We start from the raw sequence: 20,258 nt of genomic DNA, 5'->3' as shown, positions 1-20,258 counted from the left end.
CCTTCTACTTTTTAGACTTCTTGGGAAGTACGCGCACCTCGGATTCGGAGATAAGGTCATGCCACGTGGCCTTGTCGGATCTGGCCCAGGCAGAGAAGTAACCGAGTCCCAAACAAGCAATAGACAGCGGCGCTACGATGGCGCGAAGGATACACTGGCGCCAAGTGAGCTGGGCTCCGTTTGGGCTCGCCAGCAGCAGACGCCAAGCGCGCATCCCCACAGTTTGACCCGCAGCCCTCCAGGACCAGAAGTAATACCCTACGATAACCGCTAGAGCGCCCAGCTGGAAGAATGGTCCGCTGACACAGGGGTTGTAGTCATTTGCCTCGGGCTGGCAGTTGAGGCCCACCACGGTAGAGGCAACCATCAGCGCGATAAAGCCGTAAACCACCAGTAGGCCCATCAATATCAGCAGGTCGTAGAGCAGTGCGGCCAGGCGTGGACCCACCCCGGCAACAGGGAGTTCAGGAAAGGATTTGGGGGTGTTCGAGCTACTCACGGTTATCTCCGCCGGTTTTAAGTGGCGGAGATTCTAACAAACCTGTAAACGGGGAAGGAGAGGTAGCGCGCCTGAGTTCAGGGGCTCCCTAAAACTCCAGCTCAAAAGAGAACTTGAATTTGTCATCGGACAGAGAGATGCCATAGTCCACCGAGCTGCCAATCTTACCCTTATTGTTGGTGTACCTGAGCAAGCCTGTACGTGCGGCGCGGGAGTTTTGTGCCTTGTAAGTCTCAAGCCCCATTCGCAGGATTTTGGACAGGGCTTTGCCGCCTTTCAGGGGCTTAAACTCATCTGGATTGGTGTGCATCTGCAGCCATTGGTAATTTAGGCGTCGCTGTACGTTGCTCATACTATTGGTGCGTAAGTACTCGGCGGCCTGGACCAGGGCTTCGTTATCCATTGCAAATGCACTGTCGGAGAAAAACAGACTGCCGGATTCCATATTCAGGGTTTCATGGGAATCCGGGATAAATAACTCATCGGCAGAACAGACGCAGCACGCGGGCAGAAGAAATAGGCCAACGGTTTTTGGCACTAGTTGATTGGCGCTGAATCGGAAACTGCAGAGTAGCATTCTGTTTACCCCTGGGTGTCAACTTCTCATTTCGATGGCCGCAAGCGGTCGTTGAATTTATTATGGGTCACCCTTAACAAAGCATTTTTTCGAATTAATTAGGCGGCTGATGCAACTCCACTTACTGGACAGTCCGAAAAAGTCATCTCTTTCCTTGGAGGCCGCATGAAATGGATACTTTTTCATTTTTGTCTAAGTGGTCGCGAGCGTGAGCAGGAGCCCGCCAATGTTTTTTTATTATTGTTTTGGTATTTCTGTGCCAATGCTGATGAAAAAATTGTCTTGAATAGCTCCTCTTTCCACCGGATCGGGGCTTAGGTGCCAGGAAAGAGTTCCAAAATGCGCTACCGCAAAATTCTCCCACAAATAATCAGTGAGGATGGGGTTGGTTGGCTATCGGCTCTGGGTTCGTGAATCGCTTCTATGGCAAAGCTGTTGTCACGAAATAGCTGGACCCAACTTTCCAGGGTGCGGAAATACCAGGGAGCGGCCTCTTCAAAATCTCCGTCAATACCTTCCCAAGATCCCGGGCGCCATCCATCTCGATAGGGCTCATTACCGCAGGCCTGATGGGGGTGAAGAGTTTGGATGACAAAATACCCACCGGGCAGTATTAACTCGCGTGCATGGCTGAATAGTTGCTCGACAGATTCCTTTCCGATGAGGGAGAAGTTGCACACGATAAGTTCAAACTGCTGTTCCAGTTTTTCGGCGCAAATTTCTTCGTGCTGCAATCGCCGGTAGGATTCATTGGCGCCTGCTCGAGCGCTGGCAATATCCACTAAATCCTTAACGCCATCGACACCACAGACTCGAATACCTTGCTCCGCCAGTTTTCTACTGAGCCAGCCTTCACCGCAACCGATATCTAAAATGCTCGCAGGTTGGTACGCCATGATTGTGCTGACAATGGCAGCATCAGTAACTAGTCGGCGGCTGGGAATGGCGGCATTGTCTACTACTTTAGTCCACTCATGAGCATTCTTATGCCAGCAGGTGAGTACCTGATCATCACTGAATTCGGAATTGGGCATGCTTGGGTGACCTCCAGCCTGTCATTATTCACAGCTTGAGTGTACCGTCAGTGGACCATCCAGCTACAAAGGTGCTGAGGTCCCATGTCCACTCAAATGATTTTTGATTATGTGATCGTAGGTGCCGGCTCCGCCGGTTGTGTTTTAGCAAATCGGCTCAGTGCCGAAGAGCAGAATCGAGTTTGTCTTCTGGAGGCGGGTCCTAAAGACCGGAGCCCCTTGATCTCCATCCCTGTCGGTATTGGCGAGTTACTGCCGGGTACTCGCTACAACCTACACCACCATACCACGCCACAAAAGCACCTGAATGACAGGAAATTATTTTGGCCGAGGGGCAGGACCCTCGGGGGTAGTAGCTCTATAAATGCCATGGTTTATATTCGTGGAAACAGCGATGACTACGATGCCTGGGAAGCGGAGGGTAATCCCGGTTGGGGTTGGAAGGGCTTGTTGCCTTACTTCTTAATGTCGGAAGGCAATGAACGGGGTACTGATGCGCACCACAGTGGCTACGGCCCTCTGTCGGTCTCGGATTTAAAGTGGAAAACCCGATCGGGCCATGCTTTTTTACGCGCAGCTGAGTCCCTGGGACACCGGCCGAATAATGATTTCAATGGCAGCCAGCAAAATGGCGTGGGTTTTTACCAAGTAACCCAACGGCGCGGCCGCCGCTGCTCTGCGGCTACAGCTTATCTGCACCCAGTTTCCAGCCGCTCTAACCTACATGTTCGTACCAACAGTCAGGTGGCGAGGATTATTCTCAGGGGAGAGAAAGCGACCGGCGTCGAATTGCTTGATGGCACTAAAATCCTGGCGAACAAGGAAGTGATTTTAAGTGCCGGTGCTATCCAGTCGCCACAGCTATTATTGCTGTCTGGTATTGGGGATCAGGACCAATTGCGTAAATCTGGTGTGACTTCGCAAGCGCATCTTCCCGGTGTCGGAAAAAACCTGCAGGACCACCTGGATATTATTCAAGTAGTGGAAGCCTCTGAAGCGGTTAGCTTTTCCGAGGCACTGTGGCCGAAGCTTCTCACCGCAATGCGCCTGCCAGAACTGATCTTTTTAAATAAAGGGCCCTTAACCAGCAATGTGGCCGAGGCGGGGGGCTTTGCCAGTTCCAGTCTGGCGGGGGGTAACCCGGATATTCAGTTCCACATGACGGCAGTTCCGACTTTCCAACATGGGTTTAATAAGCGCACCTGCTACGGTTACTCCCTTCACGCCTGTGCCCTGAGGCCTAAGAGTCGCGGTGAGATCACCCTGGACTCCACCGATCCACGCAAACTGCCCAGAATTGAACCCAACTACCTGAGTGAGCCCGAGGATCTGCAGGTAATGGTGGAAGCATTTGAAATGGCACAGGATATCCTCGCCCAGGAGGAACTGAGTCGCTACAAGAAAAAGTCCTTGCGTCCAGAGCAGAAGTTGAGTGATAGAGAGTCAATCATCCACTATATTCGCCAGCATGCAGAATCCATCTACCATCCGATAGGTACCTGTCGAATGGGGAGTGATGAATTGGCTGTAGTGGACAGCGAGCTAAAAGTACACGGTGTGGATGGACTGAGGGTTGTGGACGCCTCCATAATGCCCACCCTGATCAGTGGCAATACCAATGCGCCTGTGATCGCTATTGCGGAGAAGGCGGCAGATTTGATTATGCAGCGGTCTTCGCGCTCGTTTGTAAAAGAGAATAGACACACTCAGGAAGTTGAATGATTTGGCAATGCCCGCTTTGTGCTGCCCCCTTAACTCTAGGAAAAGATACTTGGCACTGTACCAATCGACATAGTTTTGATCGCGCGCGTGAGGGCTACGTCAATTTGTTGCCCGTTTATCGCAAGCGCCGTAAAGATCCCGGTGACTCTTCGGAGATGCTTCACGCGCGGCGGCGCTTTCTTCACGCCGGTTACTATCGGCCTTTGGTTGATAGTATTTCGGCGCTCTTGCCCTACAAGCCCGGCCGACGTTTACTGGATATCGGTTGCGGTGAGGGGTATTACCTGCGGGAGCTTGAGTCCGCTGGCTGGCATGGCCACGGCCTTTCCGGTATCGACATTTCAAAATCCGGCGTGCGTATGGCGGCCAAGCGCGACAGTGGCGCCCAGTTTGTGGTTGCCAGCAATGTGAATTTGCCGGTGGTCTCGGAGTCGGTGGATAACCTGCTGAAGATCTTTGCCCCAGCCCCCGATCATGAAATGGAGCGGGTAATCAAAACCGGTGGTCATTTGGTAGACGTATCCCCTGGCCCCGATCACTTGTGGTCACTAAAGAAGTACCTCTATAAAGAGCCGCGTAAACATCCCGCACCAAAAGTGATTGAGAAGTTGACCCCGGAAGTCGATATGCGTTGCTGTTTCCCTTTCGCATTGAAGGGCAAGCAGGCCATTGCAGATTTTCTCGCTATGACGCCTTTTGCCTGGAAGGGCAACCGTGAAGAACGGCAGAAACTCGAAGAGCGCGACAGCCTGGAGCTGGAGGCGGACTTTGTTATTCGTCGTTTTATTAAACATAAATAACAGGCATTTGCTAGGTAGAGGTAATAGAGCAGCTTTATGGCGACTCCCAGAGACTTTGGATTTATGCGGCGAGCCCTGGAGCTTGCACAACTCGCTGCTGAGCGCGGTGAAGTACCGGTGGGTGCGGTTTTGGTCCAGGATGGAAAAATCATAGGGGAGGGCAGTAATCGCCCGATTGGGAATTGTGACCCCAGTGCCCATGCGGAAATCGTAGCCCTGCGGCAAGCGGCAGATAAACAACAAAACTACCGCCTGCCAAACACCACTTTATATGTGACGATTGAGCCCTGTACTATGTGCTTTGGCGCAATGGTACATGCGCGGGTAGGGCGGCTGATATACGGCGCTACCGAACCCCGGGCCGGTGTTGTTGAGAGCCAGCTGGAATTGGCACAAGCCAACTTTTTCAATCACAAGATTACGGTGGAGTCGGGAGTCATGGCGGAAGAGGCAAGCAATTTAGTGCGCGAGTTCTTTCATGATCGACGCTGATCTGGCATTTGCTTTTGTGGTGAATTCGATAGTTGTCGCCACGGTCGTCCTGATTCATCACGAAGTATTGAGTGCCCTTGCCCGTATCGGTCGCTGGATACCAATTAAGCATAACCTGGCGATTGTGATGGGGGTGTTTGGCGCCCTGATCGCCCATGTGGCTGAAATATGGCTGTTTGCCTACTGTTACTACTTTATGGTGAATTCGCCTTACTTTGGCACTTTGGTGGGTAATTTTAATGGCAGTCTGCTGGACTGCGCTTATTTCTCATTTACTACTTATACGTCACTGGGTTTCGGTGATATCGAGCCCTTGGGGCACCTGCGTTTTACCGCTGGCCTTGAAGCCCTTACGGGACTGGTGATGATTACCTGGACCGCTTCTTTTATGTTTTTAAAAATGCAGCGTTATTGGGAGAATTGATCATAGGGTTTTTAAGATTTAATTCGCGCCGTACGCCCTGTGCGTTGTGTGGGTTTTTCTGCTGGATAGAACTCTTTTGAGTGGAGCCTTAAATAAAAGTGCCTGCCCACACTGCGCCAGAGTTTTCCGAAAGGGTGCAGCCAATAGAGCCACCGGGCGACTTTCGTGCGGTGGATATTGGATTTAACAATATTGGAGATGTGCTCGTTTTCCCACAGAAGGTGGGGTTCAACGCCATACAGTTTTAGGTCAAATTGCCAGAAGTGATCGAATACCTTGTCGATGGGTTCGAAAATACGGCTGGCATATTTTAAGACTTTCTCCATACCGCGCCGGTTAATCAAATATCCCTGTGCTCCACACCACCCCCGCTCTGGTCGCACTAACTGATGAACACCGTCATTCAAGGTTTGCACGACTTTTCGCTTGCGGACTTTAAGTCCCATCAGTCGAATCATCTCGATATTTTCAGGGAGTTGCTCTAATTCCGCTAAGACGCGGCCAAATGCGGGTTCTAGCTGTACATCATCTTCCAGAATACAGACCCGGTCCAAACCCGAGCGGTATGCCCGGCGAATTGCTCTCAAATGGGCGAGATAGCATCCAATTTCGGAGCTTTTGAGTTCGCACAAGTGGCGCCACCGGGTGATGTTACTTGCGATATGCTCATCATCTTCCAGTTCTGGAATGCCTGAGCGCCCATCAATCCCCTCAATCGTGTTGATATGCAGTCGCTGCATTTTCCCGGCGCTGAGTAATAGATCAACGTCATCACTGTTTGGTTGCAGAGTGATAATCCAACAGGGGGTATTGGCGATATAGGGTCGCTGACGGCGGCCGCGTGGGGTAATTGGGCGTCTGGAGCTTAAAGGGAGGCGGCGACGTTGTCTTGTTGGTGGGGAAAGCGGGTGCCGCTTGGGCTTGTGGCTGGTAGCAGCCAGCAGGCCAGGCAAAAATTCCTGAGCTACCACAGTTGCTAGAATGACAGGGCTTTTCCACCAAGAGGCGCTGAACAAGTGCCGGGCACCACAGGAGCCCCTTGGACGCTTGGAGGTCAGGGTTGGAAAACCTTTAGTTATACCGTCTGCAGACGGTATAGAAGCGTCATGGGCCATTAACTCCCCTGATCTTATGGTCCTAAGTTAAGTTGCTACGATTGAAGGTTAAGGTTTGACCTGCCAGTCCGAAAAGGATGAGGAAACTTACTACTGGGGTGGAAGGAAAGAATACATCGCACTCGAGACACGCTGTGAATACATCCCTGCAAGCTCCTAATCGGCATCCATGCCTCATAGGGTCCCAAGCGCGGTGTATTCTTTCCTTCTCCCTTTTTAGTAATTGTGAGAGGTGTCTTGTAGAGGTGCCAAGGTGGAGTTGGTTCAATAGGGACTGTGGATGAACTCAGGCTTTATAAAAATGGCGTTGATCCTGGGGCTTTTGAGCTCTGTTGGTCCTATGGCCATTGATATGTATCTGCCTGCATTACCTGCGATGACAAAGGCCCTCGACACCTCAACCCAGGTCGCGTCCTATACGTTGATGGCTTATTTTATTGCGTTCGGGGTGTGTCAGATTTTTTATGGCCCCGCTTCCGATATGTTTGGCCGCAAACCGCCGCTCTATTTTGGTTTGCTGGTTTTTACTTTCGCATCTATTTGTTGTGCCCTGGCAACCACTATCGAGTGGTTGATTGCCTTTCGCTTCCTACAAGGGGTGGGTGCCGCCTCGGTAATGTCGATTCCCCGAGCAATAATTCGAGATTCTTATACGGGTACTCAAGCAACTCGCCTTCTTACGACAGCAATTCTTGTCCTTTCAATTTCTCCTATGCTGGCGCCATTAATTGGTAGCCTGCTATTAATTTCGTTTGGTTGGCGCAGCATATTTTGGGGGATATCCATTGCTACTTTTTTAAGTCTGATACTTGCTATTACGAGCCTTCGCGAAACCTTACCAGTGAATAAGCGCATACCATTTAAAATAGGTACGCTGCTTGAGTCTTATTCGATATTGCTACGTGACCCCATCTATATAGGGCTTACTTGTATAGGAGGGTTTGGCTTCGCCAGTGTACTTGCTTTTTTTGCGGCAGCTTCATTCCTATATACGAATTACTACGGATTGACCCCAACCGAATTTAGTCTCGCCTTTGCTCTGAATGCGCTTAGTTTCTTCTTGTCGAGTCAATTTTCGGCAAATTTCGGTGCCCGTTTAGGGATGGTGAAGCTGGTGAAGTGGGGTGTGACTGGATTTGTAATAAGCTCGGTGACTATGTATTTAGTGATAGAGGCTGGTTTTGATCATCTCGTACTACTGATATGCATGCTTATCGTATGCAATATGTTTCTCGGTTTGGTTCTTCCGACGGCATTTATTCTCTCCATGGAAAGACATGGCCCTATAGCGGGAACGGCTTCTGCCCTGGCTGGTACTATGCAGTTGTCAATCGGGGCTGTAGCTATCCTGATAACCAGTTTGGTTTTTAATGGAAAACCAGAATCGCTTGCTGGGGTAATTGCGGTGTGTGGGATTTTGGCCTTTGTGGTTTCCTGGTTGGTTTTGCGTAATGTAGTCAGCATCACAGCAGATCAGAGCGATTGAGTAATGTCAAAATAAATTAGGGAGCCTCTGAACAACTTCGTGCCGGTATTTCACTCAGCATCGTTCGAATGATGCTGAGTGAACTCTGGAGTGCTTATTATCAGTAGGCGCCAGCACTGTAGATCAGCTCATAGCTGTGGCTGTAAATTTCCAGAATGTTGCCAAAAGGATCTTCCATATAAATCATGCGATAAGGCTTTTCACCGGGGTAGTAATAACGAGGCTCCGGCATACGTTTTTTACCACCGGCCGCCACAATCTTATCCGCCAGTTCTTCCAGGTTAGGGTCTTGCACGCAGAAGTGAAAGATACCGGTTTTCCAGTATTCAAAATTATCTTCTGGATTTTCCTGATTGCTAAACTGGAATAGTTCTACGCCAATCCTGTCCCCTGTCGACAAGTGAGCAATGCGGAAACTACCCCAGTTTGGGCCAAATACGTCGGTGCACATTTCACCGATAGCGCTTTTGTCCTCTGTGATATCTGTGGGCTTCATAATCAGGTACCAACCAAGTACCTCGGTGTAAAACTTCACAGCTTCTTCAAGATTCGGCACTGAAATACCGATATGAGAAAAGGTTCTCGGGTATGCGCTACTCATAGCTGTCTCCTTTGTTGAATGCGGTTAAGTTACAGCCTCTAATGCATTACGTATAATTATCATTTGTAATCTTTTTAAGTAGCATTCGTAATGATAAATCCAGTGTGGTTAAGAAGCTTCTGTACTTTAGCTGAAGAGGGGCACTTCACTCGTACGGCGGATCGCTTGCATATGACTCAGTCTGGGGTCAGCCAGCATATACGCAAGTTAGAGGAGCACTTAGGTGTCGCTCTGTTAGTTAGACAGGGTAAACACTTCACGCTCACGGATGCTGGTGATCGGCTCTACCGGGAAGGGCAGGGGATTATTCAGAAGCTTGCCAGCCTGGGGCAAATTGTTGGTGAAGACCCTCCCCACCATGGGGATGTGCGAGTAATGTGCCCCGGGAGTGTGGGGCTGAAGCTCTACCCCAAGTTGTTGTCCCTGCAGAAAATCCACCAGGGTTTATCGATTAGCTGCCGTTTCGCACCCAACCTGGATGTAGAGAAGGCCATTGCGGAAAACGGTGCTGATATTGGATTAATGACCAGCCCGCCACAAGCAGAGGAGCTTGACAGTCGGCCGGTCGCCAGTGAAAGGTTGTTGCTAGTGACGCCGGCTGAAGTAAAAACTCCTGACTGGGAGAAGCTTTTAGCGCTGGGCTACATAGGCCACCCGGACGGTATACACCATGCGAGTCTATTATTGGGAGCAAACTTCCCGCAATTTAGAAGTCTTGAAGCTTTTCAACAAAAAGGGTTTTCCAATCAGATCAGTTTAATACTGGAGCCCGTTAGTATGGGATTGGGTTTCACAGTTTTACCTGCCTATGCGGTAAGTGCATTTCGAAAGCCGAAATTGATTAAGGCACATAGCCTTGAAAATCCTGTTAGTGAGACACTATATTTGGCGCTTAGGCGCACTCAACTTGTACCCGCCAGAGTCAGGTTTATTATTGGTGAAATGGAGAAATGGCTTTAATCGGGCTCCTAAGTATCAAAAAGCTGAACAGTTTTGGTAAAAATACCGGGTTGCTTCGCTTCCTGCTATTTTGGGCTCTATCACAACTTTCTCTTGTGGGAATAGCTGAAGCTGAGAGTGTTAAGGATGAGCAAGATAAAATACTGATGTTGTTGGCTTATTCTATAGTATTCCAGGACTGGGTCAGACCTACTGATAAAAATAAAAGAGGCCATAATATTGGTGCGGTTTTATTTGATGATATTTCCAAGCACATTGGGGGGGTTCAGCTTAATTCGGTTTCAGTCTGTGAGGATAAGACCCAGCACGCTGAAGTGCGTGTAATGCAAAGATGTCTTGAGACAAAATGCTTAGGGCCTCAGACCAAATACTTAACTAATTCCAATGTCAGTATTTATACAACTCTTGAACCCTGCATGATGTGTAGTGGAATGATGATTTTCTTAGGAGTTTCACGCGTTGTATATGGGCAGACCGATCCCGACTACGGTAAAAGTATAGAGCGATTAAAGCAAAGTTATAATGGAAACTGTGGCAAGGAAAATTCCCAGTGTATCGTGGATAAGCCTGGAAATTATTACACTCGCCGTATAACTTCTGAACCGTCGAAATTAGTACAGAAAGAAAAGCTAGACGGAGCTTACTTCGCTTATGAGTTAAAGCATGGAGACCAAATAGTTAGCTTTTTATTGGGAGGCGATGCGAAAGAAATTTATCAGGAATCCTATCGGGGCTTCAAAAACCTAAATGTTCGACATAAGGAAAATCAACCAATATATCATCAAGCACTCTCAATCCTAGAACAGCTGGAAAATGGCGAACTGCAGCTGGACTACTGTCCATACTGGCAGTTGCACCATCACTGAGTATTTGAGCACTACTGACTTAGAGCTTTTCGAGCATGCTCTGTGAGGTTGATAGTGATCTCTTTAATCAATTTCGATTTTAAGTTCCAAACATGCCAGTAAAGAGGAATCTTCAAATACTGGTCTTCAGCGAGTTTCACCAACTTTCCACTTTTTAACAGGCTGGCGATCTGAATATCTGGCGCCATTCCCCAACCCAGCCCCAGAGTTAAGAAACTGAGGAAGCTCTTTGAAGAGGGGATTTCATGAGATGGGTACTGACCAGTCTCCACTCCCCAAAACTGTTTAAGGTAACGACTCTGCAATTGATCCTTATAGTTGAACTCCACTGTGGGAGCGTAGTGGAGCTCTTCAACCTTAATCGGGTCTGAAAAAAACTTCTTCTTAAAAGCCTTGGTGCATACCGGGTAATAGGCCATGTGACCGAGCAGTACTGATTGGCAGCCCTGGAGGTTACTGGTTGTTGAACTGATACAGCCAATGACTTCACCATTCTTCAGCAGTTCATGGGTAGCGTCCTGATCGTCAACCTTTAAATCCACGAGCAACTGCTGGGATCGAATCAATGGTGTGATGGCGGCCAGGAACCAGGTATCCAAACTATCTGCATTCAGTGCGATACGAACCTTATTCTGATTGCTATAGCGAGTCTTACCTCCCTCTGGATCGATATCAGTGAGAAGCTCTTGCTGTAACAAGTGCATTTGCTGGTAGTACCCCAACACTTTGAGGCCGGCTTCAGTGGGTCGTAAAGGGGTGGAGCGTATCAATAGGGCTTGGCCAACCTGGCTTTCTAAGGCTTTGATTCGTTGGGAAATCGCAGACTGGCTGACATGGAGTAGGGCGGCAGCCTTGTCAAAACTGCGCTCCTCTATGACAAAGGCAAAGGCCTGGAGTTGCTTTAGGTCTAGCATAAGAATTTCTTATGAGGGATCAGTATAATTAAGTTTACTTATTCTAGTTTGACTCTTAATCTCGCGCCACTATTAAGGCCCGCAGCCCTGCGGGCACTTCCAAATTAGAGAATGAAACACAGGAGGCATCGTGTTCTCAGGGTTGTTGCTGGCGCCGCTCGCAAAAGGTTTTTTGACTACCATCAGTTTGATTATGGCGATCGGAGCGCAGAATGCGTTTCTGCTGACGCAGAGTATCCGTCGACAATATCACTTTAGTATCGCGGCTTTATGCGTACTGATGGATATTGCCTTGATCACAGGGGGCGTGTTCCTGGTTGCAAACCTCGCACAAGCGGGTGGCGACTGGATGATCTGGTTGACCTGGCTCGGTGCTGCTTTCCTGTTCTCCTACGGTGCTATGGCTTTCCGTTCGGCCTTCACTAATAAAGGTCTTGGAGAGCAAAAAGAGTGGATGAAATCCCGCCGCTCTGCATTGATTACCGCGGTAGCCTTAACCCTGCTTAATCCACACGCGTATGTGGACACGGTTGTACTGATTGGCTCAGTAGGGGCGCAGTATGCTGGCAATGGAACCTGGTTTTTTGTGCTGGGGGCATGTAGTGCATCCCTGCTATGGTTCACCCTTCTTTCAGTGGGTGGCAGTATGATGCAGCCGCTATTTAAGAACCCCAGAACCTGGCAGGTACTCGATGTACTGGTGGGCATTATGATGTGGACTATTGCTATCAGCTTGTTGTGGGCGCAGTAGACGCCCGATAACAGCTGCTAAAAATAGCTGTAGACTAATAAGTCTACGGCTATTTTTTTGCTTCCAGGCCCCTAACTTATTCCGATAGTTCTCCACACTAACTTCCCCTTAACATTTCCCCTGACTTGTTTAACCCGCTGTTTCGATCGCTCAAAAAGCGCCCAAATTGCATGCAGGGCCTCTCCACCAACCAATAAATGGCTGCCGCTAAAGCGAAGCTAAGTAGTGTTACTGCCACGAGCAACGTGGATAGAGACATACTTGTAAGCCCTTGTCCCCAAGGTTGGCTTATGGCCCAGCTGACGACAAAGACAACGATTAAATGAAACAGGTAAATGGAATAACTGATAGTCCCCAGAGCGGCTAAATGTCGTATTGGCTTTGGTGGAAGTAATACAAAAACGAGGAAGATAGCTAAAGCGATGAAATGAGATGATACAAAGCGGAGGGGAGTTTCGCTGATCGACCTACCTAATAGGTGCATGGCCATAACAAGTAGTGGTATCGAGAAGGTCGAAACCAGGCCCCAAAGCATATAACGATAACCACGCCTTGTTTCGTAGCAATACCTGAGTAGGGTTCCGCAGAACATAACTGCGATAGCAAAGGGGAGGTAAGTAGTGGTGGCGGGAAGCTGGGAAATTGGAGTGGATGATTGCCCTAAAAGTTGCATGCTGACAAATACCGATAGTGCCCCCCAGCAAATTAAGAGTAGATATCTCGGATTCCCTAGTAGTCGAAGGGTGAACATCAGTGCGCAGAGACAGTAAAAAAGCAGCTCTGCAGTGAGAGTCCAATATAGAATCTGAACACTTTCAAATCCCATAAGGCCTTGCAGCATTGTGGTATTGGCAAGAATGGTAGATGCAGAGAATGTTCGGTCAGTGAGCAACCATGTAAGTCCGATAATTGCAGTCAGAGATAACCAGTAAGCGGGATACAAGCGGAAGAAGCGGCGGATAGCAAAGCTCTTAAGAATACGGTTAGATGCAAGAAGACTGTGGGGAATGACAAAGCCGGATATTAGGAAAAAGCAAAGTACACCTATCCGGCCAAAATCCAGTTGACTGATAAATTCAGCCAGTGCCGAGCCGTGCTGGGCGATGGATGGGTTGTGGATAAAGACTTCACTACTGTGTTGCCAGACAACCAAAGTTGCAGCAAGCCCCCGTAGTACATCGAGATTAAGAAGGCGTGTGTTCATTGCAAACGACCTATATCCATGGTCAATCCAAGAAGGTATGGGTATGATCTTACCTTGCCTTAGTTGAACACACTATCTGTATTCAGTGTGATTCAATTCAAATCTTCTGGCTTTAATGCATGCAAACCCACTATGGCTTCTCATCCAAGGTAACACTGAAAGGCAAGTTCAACTGATCAGGTGGAGTATTCTCCAGCGTTATAGTTACCCTTTGTCCTTGAGGATGTTTACTACCTGATCAACCTCCGTTTTATTTTCCTCAAGAAGCCTATCTGCTAGAACTTTCAGATTCTTACTTGCTGTGTAGTCAAATGGATCAACATATGGATTAACAAGATCTACATTTAAGTAGTTATATTTAATTCTCCCTTTAGGGCTAAGGGACTGTGCGATTTCCAGGGTGTATACTTGTTGATCATCCATGGATCTCTGTACATTAGATATAAGGTCTTTCACCCAATTAATCCTGCCCCAGTTTTTTAAGTTTCTGTAGTTAGCTTCCATTGTACTTAGTGGAGATGTACCGGCCCCGAGAATCAGCACATAGTAGTTTTTTTCAGGGAACTCTCTAATAATTTCGCGTAAAACAATACTAGCCGGATTATTTGCGTATATACCAGCATCGGCATAATAGCGCTGGTGCATATCCCGTCCCGTAGTTACAAAATCGACAGGCGGGTATAGGGTTTCCGCGCTAGCTGCCGCTGTTACGAGTTGATAAAGTGTGTCTGTGGGCAGCTTACTGACTGCTTCACCACGGTTTTTAAATAGTTGAAGCTGGCCCATATGAATATTGAGAGAGGGGATGATGACGTAGTTCTTCAGGCTCGTAAACTTCAATTTTTCAGTGTAATGCTTTTCCATGGTTTCGCTTAAGCGCTCACCGCTAAAGCGAGGAGAGATAAAACCATTAAAGGTTAGTAATTTGTGATACCAGGGTACAGAGAATACGTATCTGCTATCTTGTTTATAAATATCAATAATTTTATCACTTTGGGATTTAAGGTTTTCAATCCCTGGATGATCATCGTCAAATGATTCTTGAGTCACATTGAGGCCAGTAGCGATGATAGCGCCAGTGGATACTCCACTAAAAACATCAAACAATTCATCAATAGGCTTGCCGGTCTGCTCTTCGATATGTTGAATAACATAGAGTGGTATCAAACCACGTATTCCACCGCCATCTATGATAAGGATGTTGATAGTATCTTTGTCTTTAAGGGAAGCATTACTTTTTATGAACTCTTTATTAACAGGGTGGGCGTCATACCGAATACTTTGGGTCAGTCGATAATTGTAGACGTACACCAAGCCTAAAAACGCTATGATAACTAGTATGGTGAGGGCTGACGCTAGCCGAAATCTCATTGATCTTCCTGAACGCTAAACTCTTAATACAGAGAGTGTGACAAAGCGAATTAGTTTTATTTCTTTGCGTTATTTAAAAGTTACTTAAGACTGTTTTATTGTCTTGTTTTGGGGGGGGAAATAAGGAGTTAAGCAGTGTGAGCGGTTTTAATTGGCAATAGGGAAGTTCGTACTTTCTATTCTATTAGACCCTTATGGAAAATTTCACTATCTATAAAGCGAAAAGCACATAAAGTAACCTGATGACTGAATGCCCAGGTAGTGAACAGTAATTTAATGGAACTCCCTCAAGTTAGTAGCTGAAGGTTGTACATTTCCCTTCGAATTTTATTTTACGGGCTTGATATAAGTATTGGTGGAGCGCTAGACATTATAAGTTGGTCGTTAACCAGGAAACCGTTTAGTCTACTGACTGCTATGTCATATACACAAAGTAACCGCAGGGTTGAATGGTTACAAGTTATCAATGAGCTAGTGACTGGAAACCCGCGAGCTCAGCCAAAATTGATTAGAGCGAAAGAAGCCCACCCCGAAGGGTGGGAAATAGTTTAATGAGCTTGATGTTCTAAAGCGTTTAGGAAAGTTGCAATATCATCTACTTGTTGTGTGCTTAATTTCTGTCCCAATTGGTACCAAGCCATATCGTAAATTGCCTGCTCGATGGTTTCTACACGCCCATCATGGAAGTAAGGAGCGCTTCTGCTTACGTCGCGTAACATTGGAACTTTAAACATCATTTTATCGTTTTCAAGGCCTGTAACTTTATATCGACCTAAATCTTCTTGGTGTGGATATTGGTTGACCAGCCCCATCTTCTGGTACATGTTTCCACCCAAGGTTGCGCCATTGTGGCATGCTGAACAACCAGTGTTGATAAAGGTTTGCAGGCCCTTTAACTCACTTTGTGTCATAGCCTGGTCATCACCATTTATAAAATCATCAAAACGATCATTTGTAATCAGTGTGCGCTCAAACGCAGCTATGGCTTCAGCAATATTGTCGTAAGAGATAGCATTCTCTTTACCAAAGGCGTGTTTGAAACTTTCTTGATATTCGGCAATTTTTGAAATCTTTGCCTCAACAGCCTCTTCTGAAGGCATTCCCATCTCTACAGGGTTTAGAATTGGACCTTTGGCCTGTTCCTTCAGGTCCTCTGCGCGACCATCCCAAAATTGAGCCACTTGAAATCCGGAATTCCAGACCGTTGGAGAGTTTCGATCACCCTTGGTACCAGGTAAAGCTCCCGGTGATGTCGCTTCATTGTCGACACCCGAGCCGTTGTAGTTCCCTACTTGATGGCAGCTGTTACAGGACTGGCTATCATTGACTGAAAGCCGTTCGTCCATGAACAGTGTTCTTCCAAGCTCAACCATCGCTGGGGTGTCATTCTCACTGCCTGGCATAGTTTCTGAGAGAGTGCCGAACATAATTTTTGATTGTTGACGTAATTGATTTATATCAACTTCGGCCGTTGCCGATACAGTTGTTGATAGCAAGCTTGCTGCCGCTATCAAGCCGCCAACGATTGGAAGCTTTAGATCTCTTTTCGAAAAAATTTTCTTAATCACTTTGGTATCTCTCCCACATCTCAAAAAACAATGACAACTAACCTATTTTTAATCAAAGTTAGGCGGCGCCACTATATAGGGAAGCTCGTTCGGCTGATACCATGATTTAAGAAAAAAGCTGTGGAGTTTTAGAATATCCAGAATTGGTCACAAAATATTTTTTCAAATATTATTCAGAACTTGGCCTATACATTGAATGCACTGGATTTGGCGAGATTGAAGTCTTGCTATTTACCTTTAAAAATTGCAGGACAATTTCTGAGATGGCGAGGAAGTGTAGGGTTTAGGGGATAGCTATCAGAATCTCCAAAGAGAAATGATTCGTATTTCTGCTAGCCGGTTGGTGGTGTAATATCTACTCGAAGATTAAAGACTCATTAACTATCTGAATGTGGTTAATTTTTTAGGTAGGACCTTTAGGTTTTAGGAAGCTTTTAATCTTATTGTTATATCTGGTTAACTTTTATATTGGTCTACGTATTCTAAATAGAGGCGTTTCGCTACCTATCAAGCTACCGGGCTTAATGAGAATCTCTTCGACTATTCCGCTGCAAGGGCTGGGCAGCTCAATTGTGTAAGTTCCAAAATCGGCAACGAGTATCGTTTGTCCACCGTAAATTGGATAATCAACACCAACCATGACTTCTACTACCTCACCAAGTTCTTTTGGGCGGACTGAGCCGGACAAAGGTTCTTGTTTGTGCGGAATCGAATCAAAAGAGGGGGCGCGTACGATTCCATCGGATGGAAAGCGTTCTTCCTCTAGGGGTATTCTCTCACCACTTTCAATGGAACTTATACCAAGAGCACCATTTATAAAATCAAGTATGAATTTCCACATATATTTCTAGGCTGTTTAGTGTAATTGCCTATAAATTAACCGGTTATTTTAAATTATTCCCTTATCCAATGATTCAGGGCTGTTTACGGGATAAAGATCCCCGGTGGCTATAGTATTAGGATCATCATCGCGTCTCCAAGTAACATCTTTATCCAAAACGATATCTTAAGCTAATAAACTATATCTACCCTTTAATAGCTTAATTTTCAAGATTTATAGTTTTATACATGTAAATTGATCTGTAGTAGAAATTTAATCCTATTTATCTTTAAACCAAAATTCGATCTCATCGGTTTCGACATCAAATGTCGCAGAGTGTTCTACATGTGCTGGTACATGGTACCACTGTCCAATGCCAATCCGTTGGGTGGCACCATTCATGGTGAGTATTAGTTCCCCCTTTGTGATAACGCCATGATTATCTGTGTCATGAGTATGGGGTGGAATGAACGTTCCAGCTGGATATGATGCGAAAAGAACATCACTGTTTTCTGCCTTAAGCTTGTAAGCATCAAAGCGACCATCGTAGAGAGGTAATTCCTTAATTTTACTTGGATAACTGCCTGACATCTCTGCTTCCTTGTTGAGTGCGTATAAAATAGCTTTGGGTTAAAGGTCCTGTAGGTAGAGTAAATCACCGCCCTTATAGTTCCAAGACTATCTTTATTATCTTTGTAGTTGGATTTTTGATCTGTTCTTTTCTATTGGTATGCGAAAGGATGGAGTTTTGGGAATAGCGTGCTAGTTATTGGTCTAATTAAGAAGTAGCATGCCGTCAATAATGTCCCAATATTTAATGAGATAAATTGTTAGTGGAACAAAATGGAGTCAACATTAAGTGCTCAAAATCCATCTTACCCCACTCTCAAAAAATCCCATATTGACTACCCAATAGGAAGTGATAAATGAGCATGTCGTTACCCCAAGAGCCACTTTTATTTGACCAAATCTCCATTTCTCACGAATTCCTAAGTATATTAGTATTCCTATGGTGGTTAGCATCATAGGCTCGTAAAAATACCTAATAGGAGCATTGAAGGGAAATAGGAATAAACCGTAGATAAGCCTTCCTAGTCCCGGCGGTAGTATAGCTACCAAGCTCAGCATCATGCAGAGCATATGCTTTTGGGGAGACTTTCGGTACTGGAACCCAGATAACAGAGAGAATACAAAAAGTGGTAATAAGAATAAGTCAACCCAATATACAAGTTTAAATATTTCACTCTTCTCTAAGGTTGATTCAATAGTGCTGAAAAATGCCCAGTATGAAGTGCCTATAAATATTGTGGCAACGACAACTGACAGCCAACCTAGATATTTGTGAAGAGATGTGCTCCCTTTGAGCATTAAATAAGACTGTAAACACATGATTCCAATCCATAGAAGGGAAACTATTCCATGGATGTGATGCATTGTGGATAGGTTTCCGTAGGCCATAACATAACTTGGTGTAAATCCAAGAATAATGATTGCCGATAAGCCGCAGAACCAAAAGAAAAGTGACCTAGGATTCAAATAGCTATCCTCATGTACTTATACCTAAATTAAGAGGATTTTCTGTTTTAGGTGGTAGGGTTAATGGTTGGCAGCATCCTAGCCATACTGTTAGAATTATGCAAATATGTATCTCATTACAGGTCAAGCTAATAGGTCAAACCTAAGGGTTCATTGGGTTTGAACCGTCAATACGTATTGTAAATTTTTCAATTGAATAGCTATTTCCCGTGGTTAAAGATATAGCTTCTTATATATTGTCCTAAGGTAGCGTCCGATAAACTTAAACCAAATTAAGCTGCAGATATTTACTCTTTCTTATTGTTAAACTCAATAAATGAAATTAGCTTTAAACCTTTACTGAAAGCCCGAATACCTTAATCCTGTCACAATAAATACCCACATGTCCTTACGCAGCCTATCTCAAGAGAGGATGCATCATAGGGAATGGTTAAGGGGCAATCTCTATCCGGAAAAGGGAGGATCGGATGTCAGGTGTGAGAGCTTACTTGCTTATTACAACACCCTCAGAATGCATGCAATACAGGGTACTTATAAAATATATTTTTATTTTGAATTGATTTGCATTGCGCTAAAGGCCCAAAAGTATGTGCAGAATTTCTAAATAAATGTTCTATCTGCGTCTAATTTTTTCCTAAAATAATCAATATAGAGGTTGAGCAATAGCGTAGTGTAGAGTAAGTTGTATTTTATATTTATATTCAAAAAAACCGGTTGTCTGGTTAGTATTCTATTTTTGACGCTGAAGGAATAGTAATGTCAAAAGATCCAAAGCTCGTTGCTGAGCAGCTTAGAAAACCATCTGGTACATTGGCTTCAGAAACCGCGCAGCAAATGAACAAAGCGAATGAAGCAACGAATCTTGCCGCTTTAACAGCTCTCAAAGTGGTAGATGGTGATTCTGTTCTAGAAATTGGTCCGGGCAATGGCAAATTTGCAGTCGACGTAATTCGTAAGGGGTCTAGTGTCCGCTATACCGGTATTGATTGGTCGAGCGATATGGTTGCAACCGCAAAGGGTCTAAATTTTAAATATATAGAGTCGGGTCAAATGGATTTTTTAGTTGGTAGCTCAGAAAGCCTGCCATTTGCCGATAAACAGTTCGATAAGGTTCTAGCCGTACACACAATATACTTTTGGGACACCCTAAAAACTCATCTTGCAGAGATCTCCAGAGTACTAGCACCTAAAGGGAAGTTATGCCTGGCTTTTGGCGATAAATCTTTTATGCAAAATCTACCGTTCACTCAATATGGATTCAGGCTGTTTGATGAGGGTGATATTTGTACCCAATTGTCTGACGCTGGATTCAAAGTTGTATCCCGCGGGAAGCACAATGAGTATGGAGAAAGTAATACAGGGCAGCTTGTGGAGAAGAAAATTAATATAATTGTGTGTGAGTTGAATCCATAAGCAATTGCCAATCTTGGGGAATTGTATCTTTCCGAAGAACACTTTTTATTTTGACTGATTAAATAGAACTTCTGGATTGAATTAACTCCCTATCTTCTAGTGATT

General features: G+C 45.9%; 21 protein-coding genes. 10 read left to right on the top strand and 11 right to left on the bottom strand.

Annotated elements, in window-relative coordinates:
* Window positions 1–4 precede the first annotated feature (4 nt).
* Window positions 5–499 (bottom strand): RDD family protein, encoded by a 495-nt coding sequence (locus ACJJIZ_RS19355; protein WP_444906181.1) that lies wholly within the window; start codon window positions 497–499, stop codon window positions 5–7.
* A gap of 88 nt (window positions 500–587) precedes the next feature.
* Window positions 588–1,076, bottom strand: coding sequence for a hypothetical protein (locus ACJJIZ_RS19350; protein ID WP_444914514.1), 489 nt, complete (start codon window positions 1,074–1,076; stop codon window positions 588–590).
* Window positions 1,077–1,241: 165 nt separating this feature from the next.
* Between ACJJIZ_RS19350 and ACJJIZ_RS19345 the strand changes: the two genes are divergently transcribed.
* Window positions 1,242–1,394 (top strand): hypothetical protein, encoded by a 153-nt coding sequence (locus tag ACJJIZ_RS19345; RefSeq protein WP_413664650.1) that lies wholly within the window; start codon window positions 1,242–1,244, stop codon window positions 1,392–1,394.
* Window positions 1,395–1,420: 26 nt separating this feature from the next.
* Here the strand turns inward: ACJJIZ_RS19345 and ACJJIZ_RS19340 are convergent, their stop codons facing one another.
* Window positions 1,421–2,110 carry a class I SAM-dependent DNA methyltransferase gene (locus ACJJIZ_RS19340; protein ID WP_444914513.1) on the bottom strand — a complete coding sequence of 230 codons (690 nt, stop codon included), beginning with the start codon at window positions 2,108–2,110 and terminating at the stop codon, window positions 1,421–1,423.
* Window positions 2,111–2,194: 84 nt separating this feature from the next.
* On the opposite strand from ACJJIZ_RS19340, the gene ACJJIZ_RS19335 reads away from it, so the two are divergent.
* Genes ACJJIZ_RS19335 through ACJJIZ_RS19320 form a run of 4 tightly spaced genes read left to right on the top strand, consistent with a single transcriptional unit; the run spans window position 2,195 to window position 5,548 of the window.
* Window positions 2,195–3,832 carry a GMC family oxidoreductase gene (locus ACJJIZ_RS19335; protein ID WP_444894980.1) on the top strand — a complete coding sequence of 546 codons (1,638 nt, stop codon included), beginning with the start codon at window positions 2,195–2,197 and terminating at the stop codon, window positions 3,830–3,832.
* Window positions 3,829–4,632: a putative RNA methyltransferase gene (locus ACJJIZ_RS19330; RefSeq protein ID WP_444914512.1), complete on the top strand. Its 804-nt coding sequence runs from the start codon at window positions 3,829–3,831 to the stop codon at window positions 4,630–4,632. The genes ACJJIZ_RS19335 and ACJJIZ_RS19330 overlap by 4 nt, the downstream gene beginning before the upstream one ends.
* Window positions 4,633–4,668: 36 nt before the next feature.
* Entirely contained in the window at window positions 4,669–5,124 is a 456-nt protein-coding gene (tadA, locus tag ACJJIZ_RS19325) for a tRNA adenosine(34) deaminase TadA (RefSeq protein WP_444892964.1), read from the top strand.
* A complete protein-coding gene (locus ACJJIZ_RS19320) occupies window positions 5,111–5,548 on the top strand; it encodes an ion channel (protein ID WP_282933977.1) in 438 nt (145 codons plus the stop codon). The genes tadA and ACJJIZ_RS19320 overlap by 14 nt, the downstream gene beginning before the upstream one ends.
* 11 nt (window positions 5,549–5,559) lie before the next feature.
* Here the strand turns inward: ACJJIZ_RS19320 and ACJJIZ_RS19315 are convergent, their stop codons facing one another.
* On the bottom strand, window positions 5,560–6,663 hold the full coding sequence (locus ACJJIZ_RS19315) for a glycosyltransferase family 25 protein (protein ID WP_444914511.1): 1,104 nt from the start codon (window positions 6,661–6,663) through the stop codon (window positions 5,560–5,562).
* 280 nt (window positions 6,664–6,943) lie between these two features.
* Between ACJJIZ_RS19315 and ACJJIZ_RS19310 the strand changes: the two genes are divergently transcribed.
* Complete coding sequence (locus tag ACJJIZ_RS19310; protein WP_444914510.1) at window positions 6,944–8,149, top strand: multidrug effflux MFS transporter; 1,206 nt, start codon at window positions 6,944–6,946, stop codon at window positions 8,147–8,149.
* 100 nt (window positions 8,150–8,249) lie between these two features.
* Here ACJJIZ_RS19310 and ACJJIZ_RS19305 read toward each other — a convergent pair whose 3' ends face one another.
* Entirely contained in the window at window positions 8,250–8,750 is a 501-nt protein-coding gene (locus ACJJIZ_RS19305) for a lactoylglutathione lyase family protein (protein WP_444914509.1), read from the bottom strand.
* Between the two features lie 90 nt (window positions 8,751–8,840).
* Here ACJJIZ_RS19305 and ACJJIZ_RS19300 point away from each other — a divergent pair, with 90 nt between their 5' ends.
* Both ACJJIZ_RS19300 and ACJJIZ_RS19295 read left to right on the top strand, forming a co-directional pair.
* A complete protein-coding gene (locus tag ACJJIZ_RS19300; protein WP_444914508.1) occupies window positions 8,841–9,710 on the top strand; it encodes a LysR family transcriptional regulator in 870 nt (289 codons plus the stop codon).
* Window positions 9,701–10,576 (top strand): deaminase, encoded by an 876-nt coding sequence (locus ACJJIZ_RS19295; RefSeq protein WP_444914507.1) that lies wholly within the window; start codon window positions 9,701–9,703, stop codon window positions 10,574–10,576. Before ACJJIZ_RS19300 ends, ACJJIZ_RS19295 begins: the two co-directional genes overlap by 10 nt.
* Before the next feature lie 11 nt (window positions 10,577–10,587).
* On the opposite strand, the gene ACJJIZ_RS19290 is transcribed toward ACJJIZ_RS19295, so the two are convergent.
* Window positions 10,588–11,490 (bottom strand): LysR family transcriptional regulator ArgP, encoded by a 903-nt coding sequence (locus ACJJIZ_RS19290; protein WP_444914506.1) that lies wholly within the window; start codon window positions 11,488–11,490, stop codon window positions 10,588–10,590.
* A gap of 130 nt (window positions 11,491–11,620) precedes the next feature.
* On the opposite strand from ACJJIZ_RS19290, the gene ACJJIZ_RS19285 reads away from it, so the two are divergent.
* The gene (locus ACJJIZ_RS19285) at window positions 11,621–12,241 is read left to right on the top strand and encodes a LysE/ArgO family amino acid transporter (RefSeq protein ID WP_282933969.1); all 621 of its coding nucleotides are present in this window, start codon (window positions 11,621–11,623) and stop codon (window positions 12,239–12,241) included.
* Window positions 12,242–12,338: 97 nt separating this feature from the next.
* Here ACJJIZ_RS19285 and ACJJIZ_RS19280 read toward each other — a convergent pair whose 3' ends face one another.
* From ACJJIZ_RS19280 to ACJJIZ_RS19260, 5 genes are all read right to left on the bottom strand, one after another.
* Complete coding sequence (locus ACJJIZ_RS19280) at window positions 12,339–13,445, bottom strand: acyltransferase family protein (protein WP_444914505.1); 1,107 nt, start codon at window positions 13,443–13,445, stop codon at window positions 12,339–12,341.
* Between the two features lie 204 nt (window positions 13,446–13,649).
* On the bottom strand, window positions 13,650–14,816 hold the full coding sequence (locus ACJJIZ_RS19275) for a patatin-like phospholipase family protein (RefSeq protein WP_444914504.1): 1,167 nt from the start codon (window positions 14,814–14,816) through the stop codon (window positions 13,650–13,652).
* A gap of 548 nt (window positions 14,817–15,364) precedes the next feature.
* On the bottom strand, window positions 15,365–16,384 hold the full coding sequence (locus tag ACJJIZ_RS19270; protein WP_444914503.1) for a cytochrome-c peroxidase: 1,020 nt from the start codon (window positions 16,382–16,384) through the stop codon (window positions 15,365–15,367).
* Between the two features lie 463 nt (window positions 16,385–16,847).
* Entirely contained in the window at window positions 16,848–17,225 is a 378-nt protein-coding gene (locus ACJJIZ_RS19265; protein WP_444914502.1) for a biotin/lipoyl attachment domain-containing protein, read from the bottom strand.
* Between the two features lie 258 nt (window positions 17,226–17,483).
* Window positions 17,484–17,795, bottom strand: coding sequence for a cupin domain-containing protein (locus tag ACJJIZ_RS19260; protein ID WP_444914501.1), 312 nt, complete (start codon window positions 17,793–17,795; stop codon window positions 17,484–17,486).
* Between the two features lie 1,701 nt (window positions 17,796–19,496).
* On the opposite strand from ACJJIZ_RS19260, the gene ACJJIZ_RS19255 reads away from it, so the two are divergent.
* Window positions 19,497–20,153 (top strand): class I SAM-dependent methyltransferase, encoded by a 657-nt coding sequence (locus tag ACJJIZ_RS19255; RefSeq protein WP_444914500.1) that lies wholly within the window; start codon window positions 19,497–19,499, stop codon window positions 20,151–20,153.
* The last annotated feature ends 105 nt before the right edge of the window (window positions 20,154–20,258 follow it).

The sequence above is a fragment of the Microbulbifer maximicatervae (SeqCode) genome (genome assembly GCF_052467225.1).
This window is presented reverse-complemented; position numbering and strand designations above follow the sequence as displayed.